At 70.7% G+C, this 20,836-nt stretch carries 18 protein-coding genes; 5 read left to right on the top strand and 13 right to left on the bottom strand.

Going from position 1 to position 20,836, the window contains the following annotated elements:
• Positions 1 to 4 precede the first annotated feature (4 nt).
• The 3 genes from ABD927_RS01825 to lptF form a co-directional block, all read right to left on the bottom strand.
• Complete coding sequence (locus ABD927_RS01825; RefSeq protein WP_345245712.1) at positions 5 to 976, bottom strand: Bug family tripartite tricarboxylate transporter substrate binding protein; 972 nt, start codon at positions 974 to 976, stop codon at positions 5 to 7.
• Between the two features lie 173 nt (positions 977 to 1,149).
• Positions 1,150 to 1,281, bottom strand: coding sequence for a hypothetical protein (locus tag ABD927_RS01820; RefSeq protein WP_345245710.1), 132 nt, complete (start codon positions 1,279 to 1,281; stop codon positions 1,150 to 1,152).
• A gap of 29 nt (positions 1,282 to 1,310) precedes the next feature.
• A complete protein-coding gene (lptF, locus tag ABD927_RS01815; RefSeq protein ID WP_345245708.1) occupies positions 1,311 to 2,393 on the bottom strand; it encodes an LPS export ABC transporter permease LptF in 1,083 nt (360 codons plus the stop codon).
• A 77-nt stretch (positions 2,394 to 2,470) separates the two neighbouring features.
• Here lptF and ABD927_RS01810 point away from each other — a divergent pair, with 77 nt between their 5' ends.
• From ABD927_RS01810 to ABD927_RS01795, 4 genes are all read left to right on the top strand, one after another.
• Positions 2,471 to 4,006, top strand: coding sequence for a leucyl aminopeptidase (locus tag ABD927_RS01810; RefSeq protein WP_345245706.1), 1,536 nt, complete (start codon positions 2,471 to 2,473; stop codon positions 4,004 to 4,006).
• 11 nt (positions 4,007 to 4,017) lie between these two features.
• Entirely contained in the window at positions 4,018 to 4,449 is a 432-nt protein-coding gene (locus ABD927_RS01805; RefSeq protein WP_345245705.1) for a DNA polymerase III subunit chi, read from the top strand.
• Between the two features lie 3 nt (positions 4,450 to 4,452).
• Positions 4,453 to 5,034 (top strand): hypothetical protein, encoded by a 582-nt coding sequence (locus ABD927_RS01800; protein WP_345245703.1) that lies wholly within the window; start codon positions 4,453 to 4,455, stop codon positions 5,032 to 5,034.
• Positions 5,035 to 5,212: 178 nt separating this feature from the next.
• Complete coding sequence (locus ABD927_RS01795; protein ID WP_345245701.1) at positions 5,213 to 8,059, top strand: valine--tRNA ligase; 2,847 nt, start codon at positions 5,213 to 5,215, stop codon at positions 8,057 to 8,059.
• 46 nt (positions 8,060 to 8,105) lie between these two features.
• Here the strand turns inward: ABD927_RS01795 and ABD927_RS01790 are convergent, their stop codons facing one another.
• From ABD927_RS01790 to ABD927_RS01780, 3 genes are all read right to left on the bottom strand, one after another.
• A complete protein-coding gene (locus ABD927_RS01790) occupies positions 8,106 to 9,005 on the bottom strand; it encodes a LysR family transcriptional regulator (protein ID WP_345245925.1) in 900 nt (299 codons plus the stop codon).
• Positions 9,006 to 9,105: 100 nt separating this feature from the next.
• Positions 9,106 to 10,029: a branched-chain amino acid transaminase gene (locus tag ABD927_RS01785; RefSeq protein WP_345245699.1), complete on the bottom strand. Its 924-nt coding sequence runs from the start codon at positions 10,027 to 10,029 to the stop codon at positions 9,106 to 9,108.
• A gap of 112 nt (positions 10,030 to 10,141) precedes the next feature.
• Positions 10,142 to 11,062: a LysR substrate-binding domain-containing protein gene (locus ABD927_RS01780; protein WP_345245697.1), complete on the bottom strand. Its 921-nt coding sequence runs from the start codon at positions 11,060 to 11,062 to the stop codon at positions 10,142 to 10,144.
• 21 nt (positions 11,063 to 11,083) lie between these two features.
• Between ABD927_RS01780 and ABD927_RS01775 the strand changes: the two genes are divergently transcribed.
• Entirely contained in the window at positions 11,084 to 11,977 is an 894-nt protein-coding gene (locus ABD927_RS01775; RefSeq protein ID WP_345245695.1) for a LysR substrate-binding domain-containing protein, read from the top strand.
• Between the two features lie 33 nt (positions 11,978 to 12,010).
• Here ABD927_RS01775 and ABD927_RS01770 read toward each other — a convergent pair whose 3' ends face one another.
• From ABD927_RS01770 to ABD927_RS01740, 7 genes are all read right to left on the bottom strand, one after another.
• A complete protein-coding gene (locus tag ABD927_RS01770; RefSeq protein ID WP_345245693.1) occupies positions 12,011 to 12,250 on the bottom strand; it encodes a sulfurtransferase TusA family protein in 240 nt (79 codons plus the stop codon).
• A complete protein-coding gene (alaS, locus tag ABD927_RS01765) occupies positions 12,247 to 14,862 on the bottom strand; it encodes an alanine--tRNA ligase (protein WP_345245691.1) in 2,616 nt (871 codons plus the stop codon). The genes ABD927_RS01770 and alaS overlap by 4 nt, the downstream gene beginning before the upstream one ends.
• 111 nt (positions 14,863 to 14,973) lie before the next feature.
• Positions 14,974 to 15,504: a hypothetical protein gene (locus tag ABD927_RS01760; RefSeq protein WP_345245689.1), complete on the bottom strand. Its 531-nt coding sequence runs from the start codon at positions 15,502 to 15,504 to the stop codon at positions 14,974 to 14,976.
• 222 nt (positions 15,505 to 15,726) lie between these two features.
• A complete protein-coding gene (locus tag ABD927_RS01755; protein ID WP_345245687.1) occupies positions 15,727 to 17,259 on the bottom strand; it encodes a hypothetical protein in 1,533 nt (510 codons plus the stop codon).
• Between the two features lie 8 nt (positions 17,260 to 17,267).
• On the bottom strand, positions 17,268 to 17,849 hold the full coding sequence (locus ABD927_RS01750) for a type 4 pilus major pilin (RefSeq protein WP_345245685.1): 582 nt from the start codon (positions 17,847 to 17,849) through the stop codon (positions 17,268 to 17,270).
• Between the two features lie 11 nt (positions 17,850 to 17,860).
• Positions 17,861 to 18,970: a hypothetical protein gene (locus tag ABD927_RS01745; RefSeq protein WP_345245683.1), complete on the bottom strand. Its 1,110-nt coding sequence runs from the start codon at positions 18,968 to 18,970 to the stop codon at positions 17,861 to 17,863.
• Entirely contained in the window at positions 18,967 to 20,829 is a 1,863-nt protein-coding gene (locus tag ABD927_RS01740; protein WP_345245682.1) for a GspE/PulE family protein, read from the bottom strand. The genes ABD927_RS01745 and ABD927_RS01740 overlap by 4 nt, the downstream gene beginning before the upstream one ends.
• Between the last annotated feature and the right edge of the window lie 7 nt (positions 20,830 to 20,836).

Genomic DNA, 20,836 nt, shown 5'->3' with positions numbered 1-20,836 from the left:
GCCGTCACTGCTTTTCCATGTGGATGTCCTGCATGACCTTGGCCCAGCGTTCGATGTCTTCCATCATATGCCCGCGCAAGACCTCGGGCCCGCCGTATTGGGCCACCGTGCCCAGCTCGATGAAGGCCTTCTGCACGTCTTCTTCCTTCAGGATGGCGGCGATTTCGCGGTCCAGCCGGTTGATCACCGGCTTGGGGGTGCCGGCGCGCGCGGCCAGGCCGTTCCAGGCCGCCACCACGTAGCCCGGCACCAGCGTCTTGGTGATCGCCGGCACGTCGGGCAGGCCGGGGAAGACGTCCGGTCCGGTGGTGGCCAGGGCGCGCATGGCGCCGCTGCGGATCTGGCCCATCAGCGGCGCGATGGTCTCGATCATGACGTCGGCGTCGCCGCTGCGCACCGCGGCGATCACGTCGCCCGAAGTGCGGTACGGCACCGTGAGGGCCTTGATCCCGACCATGGACTTGAACAGCTCGGCCGCGAAATACTGGCCGCTGCCGACCTGGATGGTGCCGATGTTCAGCTTGCCGGGATTGGCCTTGGCGTAGTCGATCAGATCCTGCAGCTTCTTGAAGCGCGAGTCGGCATTGACGGCGAATACGTAGGCGAACGAGGCCGCCTGGGCCACCATGTCGAAATCCTTGACCGGGTCGTAGGGCAGCGATTTGAACAGCACGGGCGCGATGCCGAAATTGCCGCCGGCCGCCAGCACCAGGGTGTAGCCGTCGGCCGGCGAGGACAGCGCCACCTGCGAGGCGGAGATGCCGCCGGCGCCGGGACGGTTTTCGATCACCACCGGCTGGCCCAGGCGCGCGGCGAGCTTGGGCCCGATGATGCGCATGACCAGATCGCCGGCGCCGCCGGCCGCGTATCCGATGATGATGCGGATGGGCTTGTTCGGGTAGCTGTCGGCGGCCCAGGCGGTGCGGCCGAGCAAAGGAACGGCCGGGAGGGCTTGCAAGAGCGTCCTGCGTTTCATGGATTGTCTCCCCATTGTTTTCCGGGCGGGCGGGCGGCATGGGCACGCTTTTTGCCTAATGCGGCCCGGCCTTTCTTCGCAGGCAGTATCGTTGGCGGCCTACCCCTAGTCCAATTGAATTGCTTGCGGCGGGTATAAGGTGCGTTTATGAACGCCGGGGTTTTTTTCGTGCGTCACTTGGCCGCAGCCGCTTTCGCCGGCGTAAACCGGCTTTCTTCTGCTGTTCGTTGCGGGCGCGGGCGTCGGGGGAAGGCCTTGTAGAACATTTCCAGCGCCTGGTCGGGGTGCTGCACCGTGTATTGCATGACGACAGCCATTTGCCGCGTGGCGGATCTCAACCCGCCGCCCGCGGCACCCTGACCTTCAGGCGCCGATACATCAGCACCGCCGTCAGCAGCGCCACCGCCCCATGCAGCACCAGCATCGCCACGGCCATCCCGACCCTGCCGTTGCCGACCCACGCCTTGGCCAGATTCACCATGTTCAGGTAGAGCAACGCCACCAGCAAGGCCATGACGATGGCGCCAGACCTCCCCAGGCGGGGATTGACCGCGCCCAGCGGCACCGCCAGCAGCGCGAGGTTGATCGCCAGCAGCGGCATGCTGAAGCGCCACAGCAGTTCGCCGGCGGAGCGGTTGTCGCGGTCGCGCAGCAATTGCAGCGTGGGCCGCGCCTTGGTGGCCGGGTCGTCGGCGGCCGCGGTGTCCTTGCGTTCCATGCGCACGCCGTATTTCTCGAACCGCATCAGCCGGAATTCGGGCGAGCCGGGCGCCAGTTCGTAGCGGTGGCCGCGCGACAGCACCATGAAGCGGTCGCCGTTGGGCTGGACTTCGACCTGGCCGGTGCCCGAGGCCAGGATGTTGAGCCGGCCGTTTTCCAGCCAGCGCACGAACACGTTGCCGACCGTGTCGCCCGCCTGGTTGGCCGACTCGACGAAGAACACGCGGTCGATGCCGCTGGATTCCAGGAACTGGCCGGGGGTGATCTTGGAAACGTCGGAGCGCTGCGCGTAGCGGTCGCGGTAGTCGTTGATCTGCCGGTACGCCCACGGCGCGGCGGCCATCGTGAACACGCCCACCAGCACCGCGCACGGCAGCACGAAGCGCAGCACCGGGCGGAACCAGTCGGCCAGGCTCAGGCCGCTGGCGAACCAGACCACCATTTCGGATTCGCGGTAGTTGCGGGTGACCGTGGTCAGCACGGCGATGAAGGCGGCCACCGAAATGATGGTGGGCACGGCGTTGATGGACGAGAACGTGGCGATGCCGAGCACGACGTCGGCGCCGATGCGACCGGCGGCGGCGTCGCCCAACAGGCGGATCAGCAGCACGCTGAGCCACACCACCAGCAGCGTGGAAAACACCACGCTGGCATGGCTGACCATTTCGTCTTTGACGGAGCGCTGGAACAGGGACACTGGGCTGGCCGTGCGGCATGGCCGCAACTGCGGGATAATTGAGACGATCTCGCGACTACAGACAGGAAGAATCGCGCATGGACTTTAGCATACAGACATCCTCGCCCGAGAAGATCAAGACGGGCGCCCTGATCGTCGGCGTGTTCGCCGACGGCGTATTGACCGCGGCGGCCGAGGCGGTCGACCGCGCGGCGCAGGGCGCCGTGCTGGCGGCCGCCAAGGCCGAGATGAAGGGGCGCGCGGGCGAGACCCTGGTGCTGCGCGGGCTGGCTGGCGTGGCGGCGCAGCGCGTGATCCTGGCCGGACTGGGCCCGCAGGCCTCGTGGTCGCCCAAGGCCCTGGCCGCAGCGCACCGGGCGGCGCTGGGCGCCGCGGCGGCCACCGGCACGGCCGAGGCGGTGTCGGCGCTGGCGGCCGTGCCGCTCGAACAGGCCGACGTGCGCACCCGCGCCCGGCTGGCCGCCATCGCGGCCGGCGACGTCACCTACCGGTTCGACGCCACCTTCAGCAAGCGCGACGCCGTGGCCCGGCCCAAGCTGGCGCGGCTGGCGCTGGCGCTGGACCGCGCCGACGCGAAACAGGCCGAGGCCGGCCTGGCCGAAGGCCGCGCGATCGCCAACGGCATGACGCTGGCGCGCGACCTCGGCAACCTGCCTGGCAACGTCTGCACTCCCACCTATCTGGGCGAAACCGCCAAGAAGCTGGGCCGCGCCCACAAATTCAAGGTCGAGGTGCTGGACCGCAAGCAGATCGAGGCGCTCGGCATGGGCTCCTTCCTGTCGGTGGCGCGCGGCTCCTATGAGCCGCCCAAGTTCATCGTCATGCGCTACGAAGGCGCGCCGGCGCGCAAGCCGGCGGCCGGCCGCGGCGCGCGCGGTGGCGGCGGCGCGGCCGCCAAGGCCTCCGCGCCGGTAGTGCTGGTCGGCAAGGGCATCACCTTCGATTCGGGCGGCATCTCGATCAAGCCGGCCGGCGCGATGGACGAAATGAAGTACGACATGTGCGGCGCGGCCAGCGTGCTGGGCACGCTCAGCGCGGTGGCCGAAATGCGGCTGCCGCTGGACGTGATCGGCGTGGTGCCGAGCTGCGAGAACCTGCCCAGCGGCCGCGCCAACAAGCCGGGCGACGTGGTCACCACGATGTCGGGCCAGACGGTGGAAATCCTCAACACCGACGCCGAGGGCCGCCTGATCCTGTGCGACGCCCTCACCTACGTGGAGCGCTTCAAGCCGGCGGCGGTGATCGACATCGCCACCCTGACCGGCGCCTGCATCACGGCGCTGGGGCACGTCAACAGCGGCCTGTTCACGCCCGACGACGCGCTGGCCGACGCGCTGACCGCGGCCGCGCGCCAGGCGCTGGACCCGGTCTGGCGCCTGCCGCTGGACGACGACTACCAGGAGCAGCTGAAGTCCAATTTCGCCGACTTCGCCAACATCGGCGGCGCGCCGGCCGGCGCCGTCACCGCGGCCTGCTTCCTGTCGCGCTTCACCAAGGCCTACCGCTGGGCGCACCTCGACATCGCCGGCACGGCCTGGCGCAGCGGCAAGGACAAGGGCGCCACCGGCCGCCCGGTGCCGCTGCTGGCGCAATACCTGCTGTCTCTGGCCTGAACGCGCCCGGCATGACCGAGATCACCTTCGCCTTCAGCGCGCCCGACCGCCTGCGCACGGCATGCCAGATCGCCATCCGCCGGCATCGGGCCGGGCAGCGGCTGGTGGTGTATTGCCGCGACCCGAACCGCCTGACCGCGTTCGACCGCATGCTGTGGGCGCTGGACGACATCTCCTTCGTGCCCCACGTATGGGCCGACGATCCGCTGGCCGCCCGCACGCCCGTCGTGCTCACGGCCAGCGACGGCGACACGCCGCACCACGAGTGGCTGCTGAACCTGGACGACGGCTGGCCGCCCATCTACACCCGTTTCGAACGCCTGATCGAAGTGGTGTCCCAGGACCCCGCCGACCGCGAGGCCGCCCGCGCCCGCTGGCGCTTCTACCAGGAGTGCGGCCACCCGATCGCGCGCCACGACCTGGCGCGCCAGGACCTTCCCTGAACCATGCCAGAACCTGTTTTCCGCTCCGACGATCCGGCCATCCCGGTATTGACCGACGTCATAGACATGCCGCCGTCTCCGCCGGCAGCCCCTGCCTCGGCGGCATCCCCGGCCGGGGCCGAGGCCGCCGAGCGGGCGGCGGCGGCCACGCGCGCGATCCAGATCGACATTCCGGAACCGCCGAGCGCCGCGGCGGATGACGCTGCCGGTGCGGAAGGCCCGTCCGCCGCCGTCCAGGTGGAACCGGACGCTCAGGCGCAGCCGCACGGCGAGGCCGACGAAACGCCCGACCCGGCCGGGACGGCCGCCGCTGCCGACCCGGACCTTGCCGACGACCCCGAATTCGCCGCGCTGCGCACCGCGGTGCTGAAAGACCTGCACCAGCGCCTGCAACCGGTCCTGCGCGACCGGATGCGCCACCACATCGACGCCGCGATCCGCCTGGCGCTGTCCGACGTGCGCGCCGGCCTGGAAGAGGAACTCGGCCGCCTGGTGGACGAAGCGCTGCACAAGGAACTGATCCGCGAGGCCGCCCGCCAGGAACCGCTGCGCGGCAAGCCGCCGGCGGATGACGGCGCGGTCTGATGGCACGGCGCGCCGCGGCCCTCCAGCCGCCGCAACTGGCGGGCATCCGGCCCGGCCGCCCCACCGTCCGCGCCCCGCCGCGCCGCCGGATCCGCCAAATCTTCTAGAATCGAGGGTTCGCCGGCCGCGCAGCGCCTGCCGCGCGGCCGCGCCCCTGATGCCCATTCCGGAATTCCCGATGACCCAAGCCACACCGACCCCATCCGCCGACGGCGAACTTCCGAAGAGCTTCGATCCCGCGCCGATCGAGGCGCGCTGGTATCCCGAGTGGGAACGGCGCGGCGACTTCGCGGCGGGCGTACACGTCGCCGGCGGCGCCGCCGGCGAGAGCTTTGCCGTCCAGCTGCCGCCGCCCAACGTGACCGGCACGCTGCACATGGGCCACGCGTTCAACCAGACCATCATGGACGGCCTGACGCGCTACCACCGGATGCGCGGCTACGACACGGTATGGATCCCCGGCACCGACCACGCCGGCATCGCCACCCAGATCGTGGTCGAGCGCCAGCTCGACGCGCAGAAGATCAGCCGCCACGACCTGGGCCGCGAGAAATTCGTCGAGAAGGTCTGGGAGTGGAAGCAGTACTCGGGCGGCACCATCACCCGCCAGATGCGGCGCCTGGGCACCTCGCCCGACTGGACGCGCGAATACTTCACGATGAGCGAAGACATGTCGCGCGGCGTGACGGAAGTCTTCGCCCGTCTGTACGAGCAGGGCCTGATCTACCGCGGCAAGCGGCTGGTCAACTGGGACCCGAAGCTGATGACCGCCGTCAGCGACCTCGAAGTGGTCAGCGAGGAGGAAGACGGCCACCTGTGGCACATCCGCTATCGGCTGGCCGACGATTCGGGCCAATCGGTGGTGGTGGCCACCACCCGCCCCGAGACCATGCTGGGCGACGTGGCGGTGATGGTGCACCCGCAAGACGAGCGCTACCGCGCGCTGATCGGCCGCCAGGTCAAACTGCCGCTGACCGACCGCCTGATCCCCGTCATCGCCGACGACTACGTCGACCGCGAATTCGGCACCGGCGCCGTGAAAGTGACGCCGGCGCACGACTTCAACGACTACGCGGTCGGCCAGCGCCACGGCCTGCCGATGATCTCGGTGCTGACGCTGGATGCGCGCATCAGCGACGCCGCGCCGGCCCGCTACCGGGGCCTGGACCGCTTCGACGCCCGCAAGCGCATCGTGGCAGACCTGGAGGCCGAGGGCCTGCTGGTGGAGGTCAAGGCGCACAAGCTGATGGTGCCGCGCGGCGACCGCACCCAGGCCGTGATCGAGCCGATGCTGACCGACCAGTGGTTCGTGGCGATGAGCAAGCCCGCGCCCGAAGGCACGATGCACCCGGGCAAGTCCATTACCGAGGTGGCGCTGGAAGTCGTGGCCGACGGCCGCGTCAGGTTCTACCCCGAGAACTGGACCACCACCTACAACCAGTGGCTCAACAACATCCAGGACTGGTGCATCTCTCGCCAGCTGTGGTGGGGCCACCAGATCCCGGCCTGGTACGCGCAGGACGGCCGCGTGTTCGTGGCGCGCAGCGAGGAAGAGGCCATCGCGCAGGCGCGCGCCGCCGGCGCCGAAGGGCCGCTCACGCGCGACCCGGACGTGCTCGATACCTGGTTCTCGTCGGCGCTGGTGCCGTTCACCACGCTCGGCTGGCCGGAACAGACCCCCGACCTGCAGCGCTACCTGCCCTCCACGGTGCTGGTGACCGGCTTCGACATCATCTTCTTCTGGATCGCGCGGATGGTCATGATGACCACCCATTTCACCGGCCAGGTGCCGTTCCGGCACGTGTACGTTCACGGCCTGATCCGCGACGCGGAGGGCCAGAAGATGAGCAAGTCCAAGGGCAACACGCTGGACCCGGTCGACCTGATCGACGGCATCGGGCTCGATGCGCTGCTGGCCAAGCGCACCTCCGGCCTGATGAACCCGCGCCAGGCCGAAAGCATCGCCAAGAAGACCCGCAAGGAATTCCCCGACGGCATCCCGGCCTTCGGCGCCGACGCGCTGCGCTTCACGATGGCGGCCTACGCCACGCTGGGCCGCAACATCAACTTCGACCTCAAGCGCTGTGAGGGCTACCGCAATTTCTGCAACAAGCTGTGGAACGCCACCCGCTTCGTGCTGATGAACGTGGAAGGCAAGGACTGCGGGCTGGACGACAACGCCGAGGTCGAGCTGACCGTGTTCGACCGCTGGATCACGAGCCTGCTGCAGCGGACCGAGGCCGAGGTGGCGCGCGGCTTCGCCGACTACCGCTTCGACAACATCGCCGCCGCGCTGTACCGCTTCGTGTGGGACGAATACTGCGACTGGTACCTGGAGCTGGCCAAGGTGCAGTTGCAGCAGGGCAGCCAGGCGCGGCAGCGCGGCACCCGCCGCACCCTGATCCGCGTGCTGGAGGCCGTGCTGCGGCTGGCCCATCCCGTCATTCCGTTCATTACCGAAGAACTGTGGCAGAAGGTATCGGTGGCGGCCGGCAAGCGGTCGCCCGATGAAGCCGCCAGCATCGGCGTGCAGCCCTATCCGGTGGCGCAGCCCGAACGGATCGACGAGGACGCCGAGGCGGCCATGGCCGACCTGAAGGCCCAGGTCGACGCGGTGCGCGCGCTGCGCGGCGAAATGAACGTGCCGCCGTCGCAGAAGGCCCCGCTCAACGCCACCGGCGACCGCGCCGCGCTGGAACGCAACGCGCCCTACCTGGCCGCGCTGGCGCGGCTGTCGGAAGTGCACGTGGTCGACGCCCTGCCCGAGCTGGGCGCGCCGGTGCAGGTAGTGGGCGGCACGCGGCTGATGCTGCACATCGAAGTCGACGTGGCGGCCGAGAAGGCGCGGCTCGACAAGGAGATCGCGCGGCTGCAGGGCGAGATCGGCAAGGCCAGCGGCAAGCTGTCCAACCCGAGCTTCGTCGAACGCGCGCCGGCGGCGGTGGTGGAGCAGGAGAAAGGCCGCGTGGCGCAGTTCCAGACCACGCTCGACAAGGTGCTCGAGCAGCGCAGGCGGCTGGGCTGAGGCCGCATCGCGCGCGGATGGCGGCGCCGCGGCCGGCCGCGCGCCGCTACCCCCGCCCTGCCCCGCGCGCCTGCTGCAGCATGAATTCGATGAAGGTCGAGATCGCGCGCGTATGGTGGCGGTTGGGCATGTACAGCATGTACATGTGGGCGCCGAAAATGCTCAGGCGCCAGGCGTCGAGCGCGGTGGCGGCCGCGCCGCCGGCCACGTCTTCCTGCACCACGTAGTCCGGCACCAGGCCCACGCCCAGCCCGGCCAGGATCGCCTGGCGCAGGAAGAAGAAGTTTTCCGAGATGAGGGTCGGCTCCAGCCGCAGCTCGCGCCGTTCCTCGCCCCGGTAGGCGGCCATGCGCAGTTGCCGGCCCGCCACTTCGGAGGTGATGACCGGCACCGCGCGCAGGTCTTCCGGCTCCTGCGGCATGCCGTGCGCGGCCGCGTATGCCGACGACGCGCAGGCCACGTAGCGCACCGCCCCCATGTCGCGCGCCACGAGATTGCCCGGCGGCTCCGACATCACGCGCACGGCGATGTCGACCTCGTCGCGCAGCAGGTCTTCCACGCGGTTCTCGAAGATCACGTCGAGCACGATGTCAGGGTACTGGCGCTTGAAGTCGATCAGCCAGGCCGACATCACCAGCTGGCCGTAGCCGCTCGGCACCGAAAGCCGGACCCGGCCGCGCAGTCCCTGGCCCAGGGTCGATACCGATTCGCGCGCCGCCAGCAGCGTGTCGTGGATGGTGCGGCCGTACTCGTAGAGCTTGAGCCCGATCTCGGTGGGTTCGACGCGCCGCGTGGTGCGCCGGACCAGTTGCACGCCGGCGGCTTTTTCCAGCTGCTGCAGGTGGTAGCTGACGTTGGCGCGGCTGGTCTTGAGCCGGCGCGCCGCTTCGCTGAGATTGCCCGCGTCGAGGATTTCCACCAGCAGGATCAGCGCCTTGACGTCCATGCCTTCATTCGGGCGCATCTCTGCGATCGCCATCTGTCAAGTTCATTCTGACACTGTGTCGGCTGCCTGCCCGATTGTCAATGTGCGGGTGCCCCCGGGCTCACCGCACGGGCGTCAGCCATTCCCTGTGCCCTGCCTCTTCCCCGTGCACGCAGGCGTGGTAGCGCTGTTGCAGGCGGCGGGTGAACGGGCCGGGCGTGCCGCTGCCGATGCGGCGGCGGTCGATTTCGACGATGGGGGTGACCTCGGCCGCGGTGCCGGTGAAGAAGGCCTCGTCGGCAATGTAGACCTCGTCGCGCGTGAGCCGCCTGGACGCCACCTGCCAGCCTTCCTCGCGCGCCAGTTCGATCACGGTGCGGCGCGTGATGCCGTCCAGCGCCGAGGTCACGTCCGGTTCGTACAGCACGCCCCGGCGGACGATGAACAGGTTCTCGCCGGCGCCTTCGGCGACGAAGCCTTCGGTGTCCAGCAGCAGGGCCTCGTCGTAGCCGTCGGCCCGCACCTCGCGGCTGGCGAGGATCGAATTGGCGTAGGTCGAGACCGACTTGGAGCGGCACATCTGCACGTTGACGTGATGGCGAGCCAGCGACGAGACCTTGACCCGGATGCCGCGTTCCATCGCGCCTTCTCCCAGGTAGGCGCCCCATGGCCAGCAGGCGATGGACACGTGCACGCGGGCGCCGGTGGGGTCGAGCCCGCGCTTTTCGTCGCCCAGAAAGACCAGCGGCCGCAGATAGCCGGCGCGCAGCCCGTTGCGCCGCACCAGCGCGGCCTGGGCGTCCATCAGCGCTTCGCGGGTGAACGGCAGTTCCAGGCCCAGGATATGGGCCGAATCGAACAGGCGGTCGGTATGGTCGCGCAGACGGAAGATGGCCGGGCCGAGCTCGCCGTCGTAGACGCGCAGGCCTTCGAACGCGCCCAGGCCGTAGTGCAGCGTGTGGGTCAGCACGTGCACGGCGGCGTCGCCGAAGGGCAGGAATTCGCCGTCCATCCAGATTTCGCCTGCCGGGGTGTCGCGTTGCATCGCAGTCTCCTTTGACCGTTGAAGCGGGGAAGGGAGATTCTGGCGGACGCGCGGACGGGCGCTGGCGAAAGCCGCGCAACGCGGCGCAAGCGGGTTGCGGCAGGGGTGCCGGTCAACGATTCCCGCCAAGCGCCGCGTCGGCGGCGGCTTCGCGCGCCAGCCAGTGCAGGAAGGCTGACACCGCCGGGCGCCCGAGATGGCGCGATGCGGTTACCGCGTGATAAGGCTTGCCGGGCGCCACGCTGGCGTGGGCCCGCCGCAGGCGGCCGGCTTTCAGGTAGGGCGCGGCCAGGCGCATCGGCGCCAGCGCCACGCCCTGCCCGGCCGCGGCGGCCTCCAGGACGAGAATCAGGTCGCGGCCGGCCAGTACCGGGGCAGCGGGCGCCAGGTCGTCGCGGCCGAGGCGGGCCAGCCAGTCGCGCCAGGCCCAGGCGCGATGTTCCAGCAACGGCACGCCATGCACCAGCCGGGCCAGATCGGACGCGGCGCAGTCGGCGGCCAGTGCGGGCGCGGCCACCGGCGCAACGGTTTCTTCCCACAGGCCGACGGACGTGGTGCCAGGCTCGGCCAAACCGCCGTAGCGGATCGCCACGTCGGTCTGGTGGCCCAGCACGTCGGCCACGCCTTCGGTCACCGTCAGCGACAGGTCGATGCGTGGATGGCGGGCGCGGAAGGCCGGCAGCCGGCCGCTCAGCCAAAGTCTGCTCATCCCCGGTGAAACGGAAAGCCGCAGCGGGATGCGGCTGCTTTCGGACAATTCGTACAGCCCTTCGGCGATGCCGCGCACGAACTGGTGCACGGCTTCGTAATAGGTACGGCCGGCGGACGATAGCTGCACCGCGGGCGAATAGCGCAGGATCAGCCCTGTTTGCAGGCGGTGTTCGAGCAGGCCGATAGAATGGCTCAGCGCCGAACGCGATACGCCCAGCTCGCGCGCGGCGCGGGCCACGGTGCCCAGCCGGGCGAGAGCCTCGAAAGCCGCCAGGCAGTGCATCGGCGGCAATGGTGCGGACGGGGCGCTGTCTTGTTTCATCGCGGAACCGGAGGAATGGACGTGGAGTTCGACAATGATGCCTCAGCGCCGGCGCAATTGCCGCTGCACGAGTTGGCGGCGTTCGAGGCCGCGGCGCGGCTGGGCAGCTTCGCCAGGGCGGCCGAGGAGCTTTGCGTGACGGGCTCGGCGATCGGACATCGCGTGCGGCAGCTGGAGGCGAGGCTGGGCACTGCCTTGTTCGAACGGCGCGGGCGCAGGCTGACGCTATTGCCCGACGGACGACGCTATCACGAGCGGGTGGCCGCCTCGCTCGCCGCGCTGACCGAGGCGCACCGCGTGCTGGCCGCCACCGAGCAGACCTGCCTGCGCATCGCCGCCGCGCCGGCGCTGGCCACGGCCTGGCTGCTGCCGCGCATCGAGCGGTTCCGCCGGCGGCGGCCGCAGGCGCGCTTCGACGTGGCGCCGGTGTCCGCGGCCGAGGACGCCGATGGCGGCGATTGCGACGTGCTGATCCACTATGGCGACAAGGGCGCCGATGACGCGGCCCGCGTGCGGATCTTCGGCGACGACGTCGGCGCCGTATGCGCGCCGGCGCTGCTGGCGCGGCTGGGGCCGATACGGGGCGCCGAGGACTTCCTGCGGGCGCCGTTGATCAGGCACACGCTATTGCCGTGGCCGGCCTGGCTGCAATCGGCCTTCGGCCATGGCGGCGAAGCGGCCGGAGGCTACGTATTCGACGATGCGGCGTCTTTGCTGGAAGCGGCCGCGGCCGGCTTGGGCATCGCGCTGTCGACGCGGGTGGCGTGCGAACGGTTCATCGCCGGCGGCCGGCTGGTGTATGCGCATCCGCACCTGGCGCGGCTGCACGATTACTATGCCAGGCTATCGGAGGCGGGAATGCGCAAGCCGCTGGCGCGGGAGTTCGTGGAATGGATCGCGCAGACGGACAGCTAGCTCCGTGGGAGAAAACCGGCGCGGCGGGAAAGACTAGCGCCGCTTCAAATAGTGCACGAACTCCACGCCGTCATCGCCCTGCTCGAGCAATTCGTTGCCGGTCTGCTTGGCGAAGGCCTGGAAGTCGCGCACCGAGCCCTTGTCGGTGGCGACCACGCGCAATACCTGGCCGCTGGTCAGGTTGGCCAGCGCCTTCTTGGCGCGCAGGATGGGCAGCGGGCATTTGAGCCCGCGGGCGTCGACTTCGAGGTCGAACGGCCGCTGCGCGTTCACAGCCGCGCCTCCACCCACTGCGCGACGCCGGCCAGCGCCTGCGGCAGGGCAGCCGGGTCGGAACCGCCGGCCATGGCCATGTCGGGCCGGCCGCCGCCCTTGCCGCCCACTTGCTGGGCGACGAAGTTGACCAGTTCGCCGGCCTTGACCTTGCCGGAGGCGTCGGCCGTGACGCCGGCCACCAGGCTGACCTTGCCGCCGTCGACCGCGGCCAGCACGATGGCGGCCGACTTGAGCTTGTCCTTGAGTTTGTCGACGGTTTCGCGCAGCGACTTGGGATCGACGCCGTCGAGCTTGGCGGCCAGCACCTTCACGCCCTTGATCTCGACCGCGCCGGCGGCCAGGTCGTTGCCGGCGCTGCTGGCCAGCTTGCTCTTGAGCTGGGCGATTTCCTTTTCCAGCGCGCGCAGCTGGTCCTGCACCTGGCCGATGCGGGCCGGCAGTTCGGCCGGCTGCACGCGCAGCGCGCCGGCGGCGGCGGCCAGCGTGGCGTTCAGGTTCTGCACGTAGGCCAGCGCGTTGTCGCCGGTGACGGCCTCGACCCGGCGCACGCCGGCGGCCACGCCGCTTTCGGCCACGATCTTGAACAGGCCGATGTCGCCGGTGCGCGCCACATGGGTGCCGCCGCACAGCTCGCGCGAGAAGCCGATGTCGAGCACGCGGACCTCGTCGCCGTATTTTTCGCCGAACAGCGCCACCGCGCCGCCCTTGACGGCGTCGTCGTAGCCCATCACCTGCGCCTGCACGGGGGTGTTGGCCAGCACTTCGGCGTTGACGATGGCCTCGACCTGGGCGATCTGGGCCGGGGTCATCGGCGCGTCGTGCGAGAAGTCGAAGCGGGTCTTGTCGGGGTCGACCAGAGAGCCGCGCTGCTGCACGTGGCCGCCCAGCACCTGGCGCAGCGCCTTGTGCATCAGGTGGGTGGACGAGTGATTGCGCATGGTGCGCGCGCGGCGGACGGCGTCGACCTCGGCCTGTACCGCGTCGCCCACCGCCAGCGTGCCGGACTCCAGCCGGCCATGGTGGCCGTAGACGTCGGACTGGATCTTCTGCGTGTCTTCGACCGCGAAGCGGGCGGCGCCGGACGACAGCACGCCGGCATCGCCCACCTGACCGCCGGATTCGGCATAGAAGGGGGTGCGGTCGAGCACCACCACGGCGGCCTGGCCGGCCTCGATCCTCGGCACCTGGGTGCCGTCGACGTACAGCGCGGTGACGCGGCCTTCGGCCTTCAGCGTGGCATAGCCCTCGAAGACGGTCTTGGCGCCCTCGTAGGCCAGGCCGGCGGCCATCTTGAACTTGCCGGCGGCGCGCGCCTGTTCGCGCTGGCGCGCCATCGCCGCCTCGAAGCCGTCCATGTCGACCTCGACCTGCCGCTCGCGGCAGATGTCGGCGGTCAGGTCGACCGGGAAGCCGTAGGTGTCGTACAGGTTGAACAGCGTCTCGCCGTCGAGCGGCTTGCCGGCCGGCAGCGCGGCCAGCGCGCCTTCCAGGATCTTCATGCCGTTTTCCAGGGTTTCGCCGAAGCGTTCCTCTTCCTGGCGCAGCACTTGTTCGACGCGGGCGGCGCCGGCCGCCAGCTCGGGATAGGCCTGGCCCATCTCGGCCACCAGGTCGGGCACCAGGCGATGGAAGAAGGGTTTGGTCTGGCCCAGCTTGTAGCCGTGGCGCAGCGCGCGGCGGATGATCCGGCGCAGCACGTAGCCGCGGCCTTCGTTGCCCGGGATCACGCCGTCGACGATGAGGAAGGAACAGGCGCGGATGTGGTCGGCGATGACCTTGAGGGAATTGTCGGCCAAGTCGGCGCAGCCAGTTTCGCGGGCGGCGGCGCGGATCAGGTTCTGGAACAGGTCGATTTCGTAGTTGGAGTGCACGTGCTGCAGCACGGCGGCGATGCGCTCCAGGCCCATGCCGGTGTCGACGCAGGGCTTGGGCAGCGGCGTCATATTGCCCGCGGCGTCGCGTTCGAACTGCATGAACACCAGGTTCCAGATCTCGATGTAGCGGTCGCCGTCTTCCTCCGGCGATCCGGGCGGGCCGCCCCACACTTCCGGGCCATGGTCGTAGAAGATTTCGGAGCACGGGCCGCAGGGGCCCGTGTCGGCCATCTGCCAGAAGTTGTCGGAGGCGTAGCGGGCGCCTTTGTTGTCGCCGATGCGCACGATGCGCTCGGCCGGCACGCCGATCTCGTCGCGCCAGATGCCGTAGGCCTCGTCATCCTCCTGGTAGACGGTGACCCAGAGCTTTTCCGGCGGCAGCTTGTAGACGGCGGTGAGCAGCTCCCAGGCGTAGCGGATGGCGTCGCGCTTGAAATAGTCGCCGAAGCTGAAGTTGCCCAGCATTTCGAAGAAGGTGTGGTGGCGCGCGGTGTAGCCGACGTTTTCCAGGTCGTTGTGCTTGCCGCCGGCGCGCACGCTGCGCTGCGACGAGGTGGCGCGCTTGTAGGGCCGGGTTTCCAGGCCGAGGAAGACGTCCTTGAACTGGACCATGCCGGAGTTCGTGAACAGCAGGGTCGGATCGTTGCCGGGCACGAGCGAGGACGACGGCACGATGGTGTGGCCGTTCTTCTCGAAGAACTGGAGGAATTTCTGGCGGATCTCGGCGGATTTCATCGCTGCACGCAGTAGTGGGGACGAATCGCCTGCGATAGCCCGTTTGCATCCCCGGTCAAGAATCGAACTTTCGATTATAGAGGGAGGCGGCTCGCGCAGGGGCCAGGCGGCCTAGCACGGGCGGTTTTCCAGCCAGGCATCCTGAAACATGTACCCGGACAGGCCGGAGCCCGCGTAGTCGGCGAACTGGCCGGCCCTGGACAGCCAGTGCTGGTAGGTATAGACGCCGCCGCCGCGGCCGTCCGGATTGGCGTCGCAGAGGTAATAGACCTGGCCGTCATAGCGCCACGCGAAACCGGCCGGCGTCACGGTGATGATGCCGAGGATCTTGTTTCCGCTGCACATGGGGTTCACCGCCGTCATCGCGCAGGCCGGGGCCCAGTACGTGCGGCCGCCGATGGCGTAATCGAAGGGATACTCCACCGTGGCCAGGCCTGTGTGGATCACCACCCTCATGAAGGAGGGCAGGTTATAGGGCCGGAAAGCGTCGATGTAGAGCACGGCGCCGTCCATCATCCGGAACAGTTCGTCCACCGAGACCGGCGCCGCCGGCGGTGGCGGATCCTGCGGGGACGCCTCGATGGAATCCTGGGGCAACGCGGGGGGAACCTGCGGCAGCACGCGCGGCGCCAGGCCGGTCACATGGGTGGAATCGGTCCATGCCGAGCGGGGCTGCGGCGCGCCGGCCTGGGGCGATGCGGACGGCGGTGCCAGCGCCGCTGCCAGGGCCGCGGCGCCGGCCCTCGCTCCGACCCCGAATGACCGGGCTCGTTTCCGGCCGGAAGCGGGCGACGGCGCTGCGCCGATGGGAGGCGCCGCCGGCGGCGACGGGCGATGGTGCGAAGCGGGAAACATCGGCTCTCCTCAATATTTGCAATACACCTGGGCCAGCGCCTGCGCCGGGCCGGCCAGCGGCTGGGCGTCGTGATCGAGCAGTTCGACGCGCCAGGCGGCGCCGTCGTCGCGGGCGCGCCGGGTGAAGGCGGCGCCGGTGGACGATTCGATCTGCGGGATGAGGTAGATCGCCGGCGCGCCGGCCGCCGCGCCGAGCTGGCCGCAGGCGGGCTTGGGAACGAGGTCGCCGTGGCCAGCCAGCGCGGTGGCCACCAGCACGTAGCTCGACAGCAGATCGTCGGCGCGCACCCACACGCCGAGCCGGCAGAACAGGCCGGCGCCGCTGTCGCGGTCGGTGGCGAAGGCGCCGTTGGGCGAGCAGGCGGCGGCGGGCACGGCCACGTCGGCCACCGCGCGCCAGTTGCCGGCCGCGCACACCAGCAGGCCGCCGTCCGCGCTGCGGGCGAAGTCGCTCTGCCCCGTGCCGCTTGCGCAGGGCGCGTTGCGCACGGCCGTCTCGCGCAGCCCGAGTCGGCCCGCCGACAGGCCGGCGTGCGCGACCACGCCCTGGCCGTCCAGGGTCAGGGCGGTGCCGGCGCCGGTGGCCAGCGCCATCTGGCCGGCGCCCACGCGGATGGTGGGCTGGGCCTCGGCCGCGTCGAACAGCGACGCCGTGCCGGTGGAAAATCCGGCCGCGGCGCGCACGCGCTGGCTGGTGGCCACGCCGGCGGCGGGATCGATCTGCACGGCGTCGGCGCCAGCGGCGAAGCGGGCGGCATGGGCATCGAGCAGGCCGGCGCAGCCGAGCGCGAGCACCCCGCTGGCCTGCAGCGTGGCGCATGGCGCGCCGCCGGCGGCGCCGACCGCCAGTTCGCCGGCCGCTACCCGGCCGCGGACCGACAGGTCGCCCTGGAGATCGGGGTCGCGCCGATCGCGCATGCGGACGAATTCGTTGAACAGCGTGGTGTCGAGCGTGGCCAGCGCGCCCACCACCCCCGCGGCCGCGCCAGCCGGGTTGTCGACCGCGAAGGTGGCGCCGCGCAGGCGCCGGGGCGCGTCGGGATAGGCGGCGCCGCCGAAGCCGCCGGCCGACGCCACCGCCTGCGCCACCAGGTCGAACGGCGGTTCGTCGGCACCCGCCAACCGCAGCGGCGCCAGCGTGTAGGCGAGCGCGTCGATGCGGCAACCGGAACCGGGGCAGGCGCCGCTGCGCAGCAGCCGCACCGCGACCTGCTGGCCGAACGGCGTGCGGTCGGGAAAGCCGGGATTGAGCAGGCCGCCCGCGCGCAGTTCGGCCAGCCGCGGCGCATCGGGCATCTGTACGCCGGGCACGGCGCGGCCATTGGCCAGGTCGTCGTAGTGCGCGACGAGATAGGTATCGAGCGCGCCCTTGACCGCCAGCAGATAGGTGCCGGTGGCCTGCGCCGCGGCGTCGTTGACCTGCTGCACCAGCCGCGCGGCGCCGAACACGGCGATCACGGTGGCGATGGCGGCGGCGATCGCCACCTCGACCAGCGCGAAGCCGCGCTGGCGGAAGGCGCCTCGGTGGCGATGATCGCGCATGGAGCGGCTCAACGGGCAGTGAATGTAAAGGCGTTGGCGTCGCCGGCCACGCAGGCGGAATCGGCGGCGACGGCGTCGTAGGCGCCCGTGGCGCCGCCGGCGGCCGGCTCCTTGACCGTATCGCCGTTTACGACGATGCGTTCGGATACGCGCTGCATGGCCGCCGCCAGCCCCGGGCAGGCCGCCTCGTTGACCTTGTCGAGCCCGATCGCGAAGGAATCGCCGGCCACGGTGATGGTGTCGGCCGCCAGCGTGATGCGGCCGTCGGACGCGCCCAGGCCGTGGCGGACCACCGCCGCGGCCCCGGTGCCGCTGACGGTGATCACGCCGCTGCCGCGCAGCGCGTTGCCCAGCAGCGCGGTGGTGGAGCCGGTATATGGCGCCTCGCCCAGCCCCTGGGTGGAGGCCTTCATGCGGACCACGAAGCGCTGCAGGTCCTGCGCGACGCTGGGCACCTTGTTCTCGATGACGTAGCCGTTGATGGCCGGCACGCCGACCACCGCGGCGATCAGCACGATGGCCGCGACGATGGCGACCTCGACCAGGGTGAAGCCGCGCTGGCGGGCGGCGGATGAAAGCGGACGGCGCATGGAAGGACTCCTCATCGGCTGGAATAGACGTTGATCATGGCGGCGCACATTTCGTCGATGGCGGCGAAATGCCAGAAGAACAGGCCGAGCAGCGCGCCGACCGCGGCCAGCAGCAGGCCCCAGCGCACGGCGGCGGCCTTGCGGGCGGCCTCGCGCAGCGAGCGCGACTCGATCCGGGCCCGCGTGCGGACCAGCGCCGCGTCCATTCCGCGCGCGGCGATCAGGTCGGCCAGGAACCACAGCGTTTCGCGATCGACGATGCCGGTGTCGAAGGTGTCGGCGCCGACCCGGCCATCGTCGATGCGCGCGATCATCCGCTCGACGTGCCAGCGCAGCCAGGGGCCGGCGCCGTCGGCGTGCACGTCGAGCGCATCGCGCAGCGCGGTGGTTACGTTGCCGCGCTTGCGGACCATGGTGGCCAGCGAGGCCAGGAAGCGGATGCCCTGGAAGTCGCGGTACAGGCGCCAGACGAAGCAGCGGTCGAGCGCCTGGCGCAGCCGGCCGGTCAGGGCCGGCAGCGACCATGCCACCGCGTACAGGACCAGCGCGGCGGCCAGCAGCGCCGGCGGCCCCCAGTCGCGCAGCAGGTCGGCCAGCGCGAACAGCCGGCCGGCCCGCGCCCCGACCCAGTCGGGCGGCACCATGGCGAAGGCCTGCCGGATGCGGGGCACGGTGAACAGCGGCACGGCCGCCAGCGTGATGCCCATCACCGCCAGCGCCACCAGCCCCACCGCGACGGTGGCGACGAAATTGCCGCGCGCCTGTTCGATGATGCGGGTCAGCGCGGCCACGTCGCGCAGCGTCTGTTCGAGCGCGCCCGCGCCGCCGCGCTGCGCCACGCGGATCAGCAGCAGGTCGTCGCGCGGCAGCGTGCCGCGCAGGGTTTCGAACAGGTCGCCGCCCAGTTCCTGGTAGCGATGGGCCCAGCGCTGCGACAGCGCGCCGCGCGGATGGCGCGCGCCGTAGCGGCGGGCGTCGTCCAGGAAGATGTCGCGCAGCGTCTTGCGGCCGGCCGTGCCTTCCATCACGTCGGCCAGGTATTCGTAGTAGTCGGCGCGGCGCGCGCGGAAGCGCAGCGCGGCCAGCCGGGACTGCACCGCGGAAAGGGCGGCGGCGTTCATGGCATGCGCTGCGCGGGCCTGCGCACGGATGGCCGGCGGCCGGCGCCAATGGACAAGCCTCTCGGCCGCCGTACGCCGCGCCGCAGCTCGACGGTTTCGAAGCTGACGAAGCGCGGTTCGATGTCGCGCGGGTCGATCGATCCCATGGCCGCCTTGTAGACGGCGCACTCCATTGCCGACTTGCCCTGCATGTCGGGATCGTCGAACGCCGCGCGGCGGGTGGCGGCCACGTGCCGGCGGGCGCCGAGCGTGTCGCCGCTGCGCACGAAGCGCAGGAAGGCGTCGTCGACCGCCGGGTCGATCAGCTCGGCGGCGACGGTGCGGCCGGCCAGGCCGTCGTGTTCGGGCAGCGCCTCGTTGCGGCAGTGGCGGCAGCCTTCGGGATTGCGCGTGCGCAGCGCGGCCGGATCGATGCCGTACAGGCGCGCGATGCGCTCGGCATAGCGGCGCCAGCAGGCGCCGTCGCGGCCTTGCGCGTCGAGGCCGCGGCCGGCTGCGGATCGCGGGCCCGCGTCGAACAGCGCCGCGAACGGCAGCGCGCAGTGCGGGCACAGGCGCGGCAGCAGGGCCTGGTAGACCAGCAGCTTCAGGATGCCCGGCGTGGCCAGCAGCCGGCGCGACACGCCGATGAAATCGGAGGCCAGCCGGTCGGGAATCAGCGCGGCCGAGCCGGCGTGGGTCGTGGTGTAGAGATTGCTGCCCGAGCTGGCCAGGTCCATGAAGGCCCGCCCGGTAGCCTGGTCGCGGATCTCGCCGATCAGCAGGTCGTTCATCGCCGAACGCTTGACCGTCTTGAGCTTGGCGTCGAACTCGCCGGCGGTCGAGCCGTCCAGCGGCCGGCTCACGCTGTTCTGCAGCGCGTTCGGTATCAGGTATTCGACCGGATCTTCAAGGGTGACGACCTTGCGGGTGGACGGGATGGAGGCCATCATCGACGCGATGGTGGTCGACTTGCCCGACCCGACCACGCCGGCCAGCACCACCGCGCCGCCCTCGCCCAGCAGCGCGCGGCGCATGGCGGCCACCTGCGACGGCAGGTAGCCCAGTTCCTCCAGCGTCGAGGGGCGGCGCGCGGGATCGAGCTGCAGGATCCGCATCGTCACCGACGGCCCGGCGTCGGTGGCCAGCGAGGCCCAGCGCAGCATCAGCGGCCGGCCGTCCACATCGTGGTGGATGCTGCCCTGCTGCTCGATGTTGGGGTCGAACACCGCGCCGTTGCCGCCCTGGATGTCCATGTAGGCGACCGCCAGTACGTCGGCCAGCGTCGCGGTGGGACTGTGCCGGAAGCGTTCGGGCGCCACATAGCGGCCGTCGACCGTGAACCGGACTTCGGACTCGGCTTCCAGCGTGCGCAGATTGATGTGGATGTCGCTGGCGCCGTGGCGCGCGCCCCAGGCGACGATGTCGTGGAAGGCGTCGGCCATCGAGCTCTTGGCCGGGTCGAGCAGTATCGTGCGTCGGTTGCGCAGCGTGTCGCCGGTGATCTGGCCGCGCGCGATGGACAGCAGCAGCGTGGCGGGCACCACGATGCGCGCCGGCTGCGCCAGTGCGCAGGCGCGGCGCGCCACCATGCGTTCGACCTCGGCGATGTGGCCGCCGTCGGCGTATTCTTCGACGGCGAAGACCGCGACCCGGCCGTCGTCGAGTTCGACCGGGCACAGCTTGCCCGACAACGCGCCGATGTCGAACTCGCCGGCCAGCGCGCGCCGGAACGCCGGCTGCATGCGGGCCAGTTCGTCGCGGCCGGCGATGCGCAGCACGGCCGGCGCGCCGGCGGCGGACGGTTCGGCCGGCGTGCCGCGGGCGGCGGGTCCGGCGACGACGAAATCGCGGGCGGCCTTGCTGATGAAGGGGAACATGCGGCGC

Origin of the sequence: Pigmentiphaga soli (assembly GCF_039541095.1) — a bacterium.
In the GTDB taxonomy this organism is placed as follows: Bacteria; Pseudomonadota; Gammaproteobacteria; order Burkholderiales; family Burkholderiaceae_B; genus Pigmentiphaga; species Pigmentiphaga soli.
This window is presented reverse-complemented; position numbering and strand designations above follow the sequence as displayed.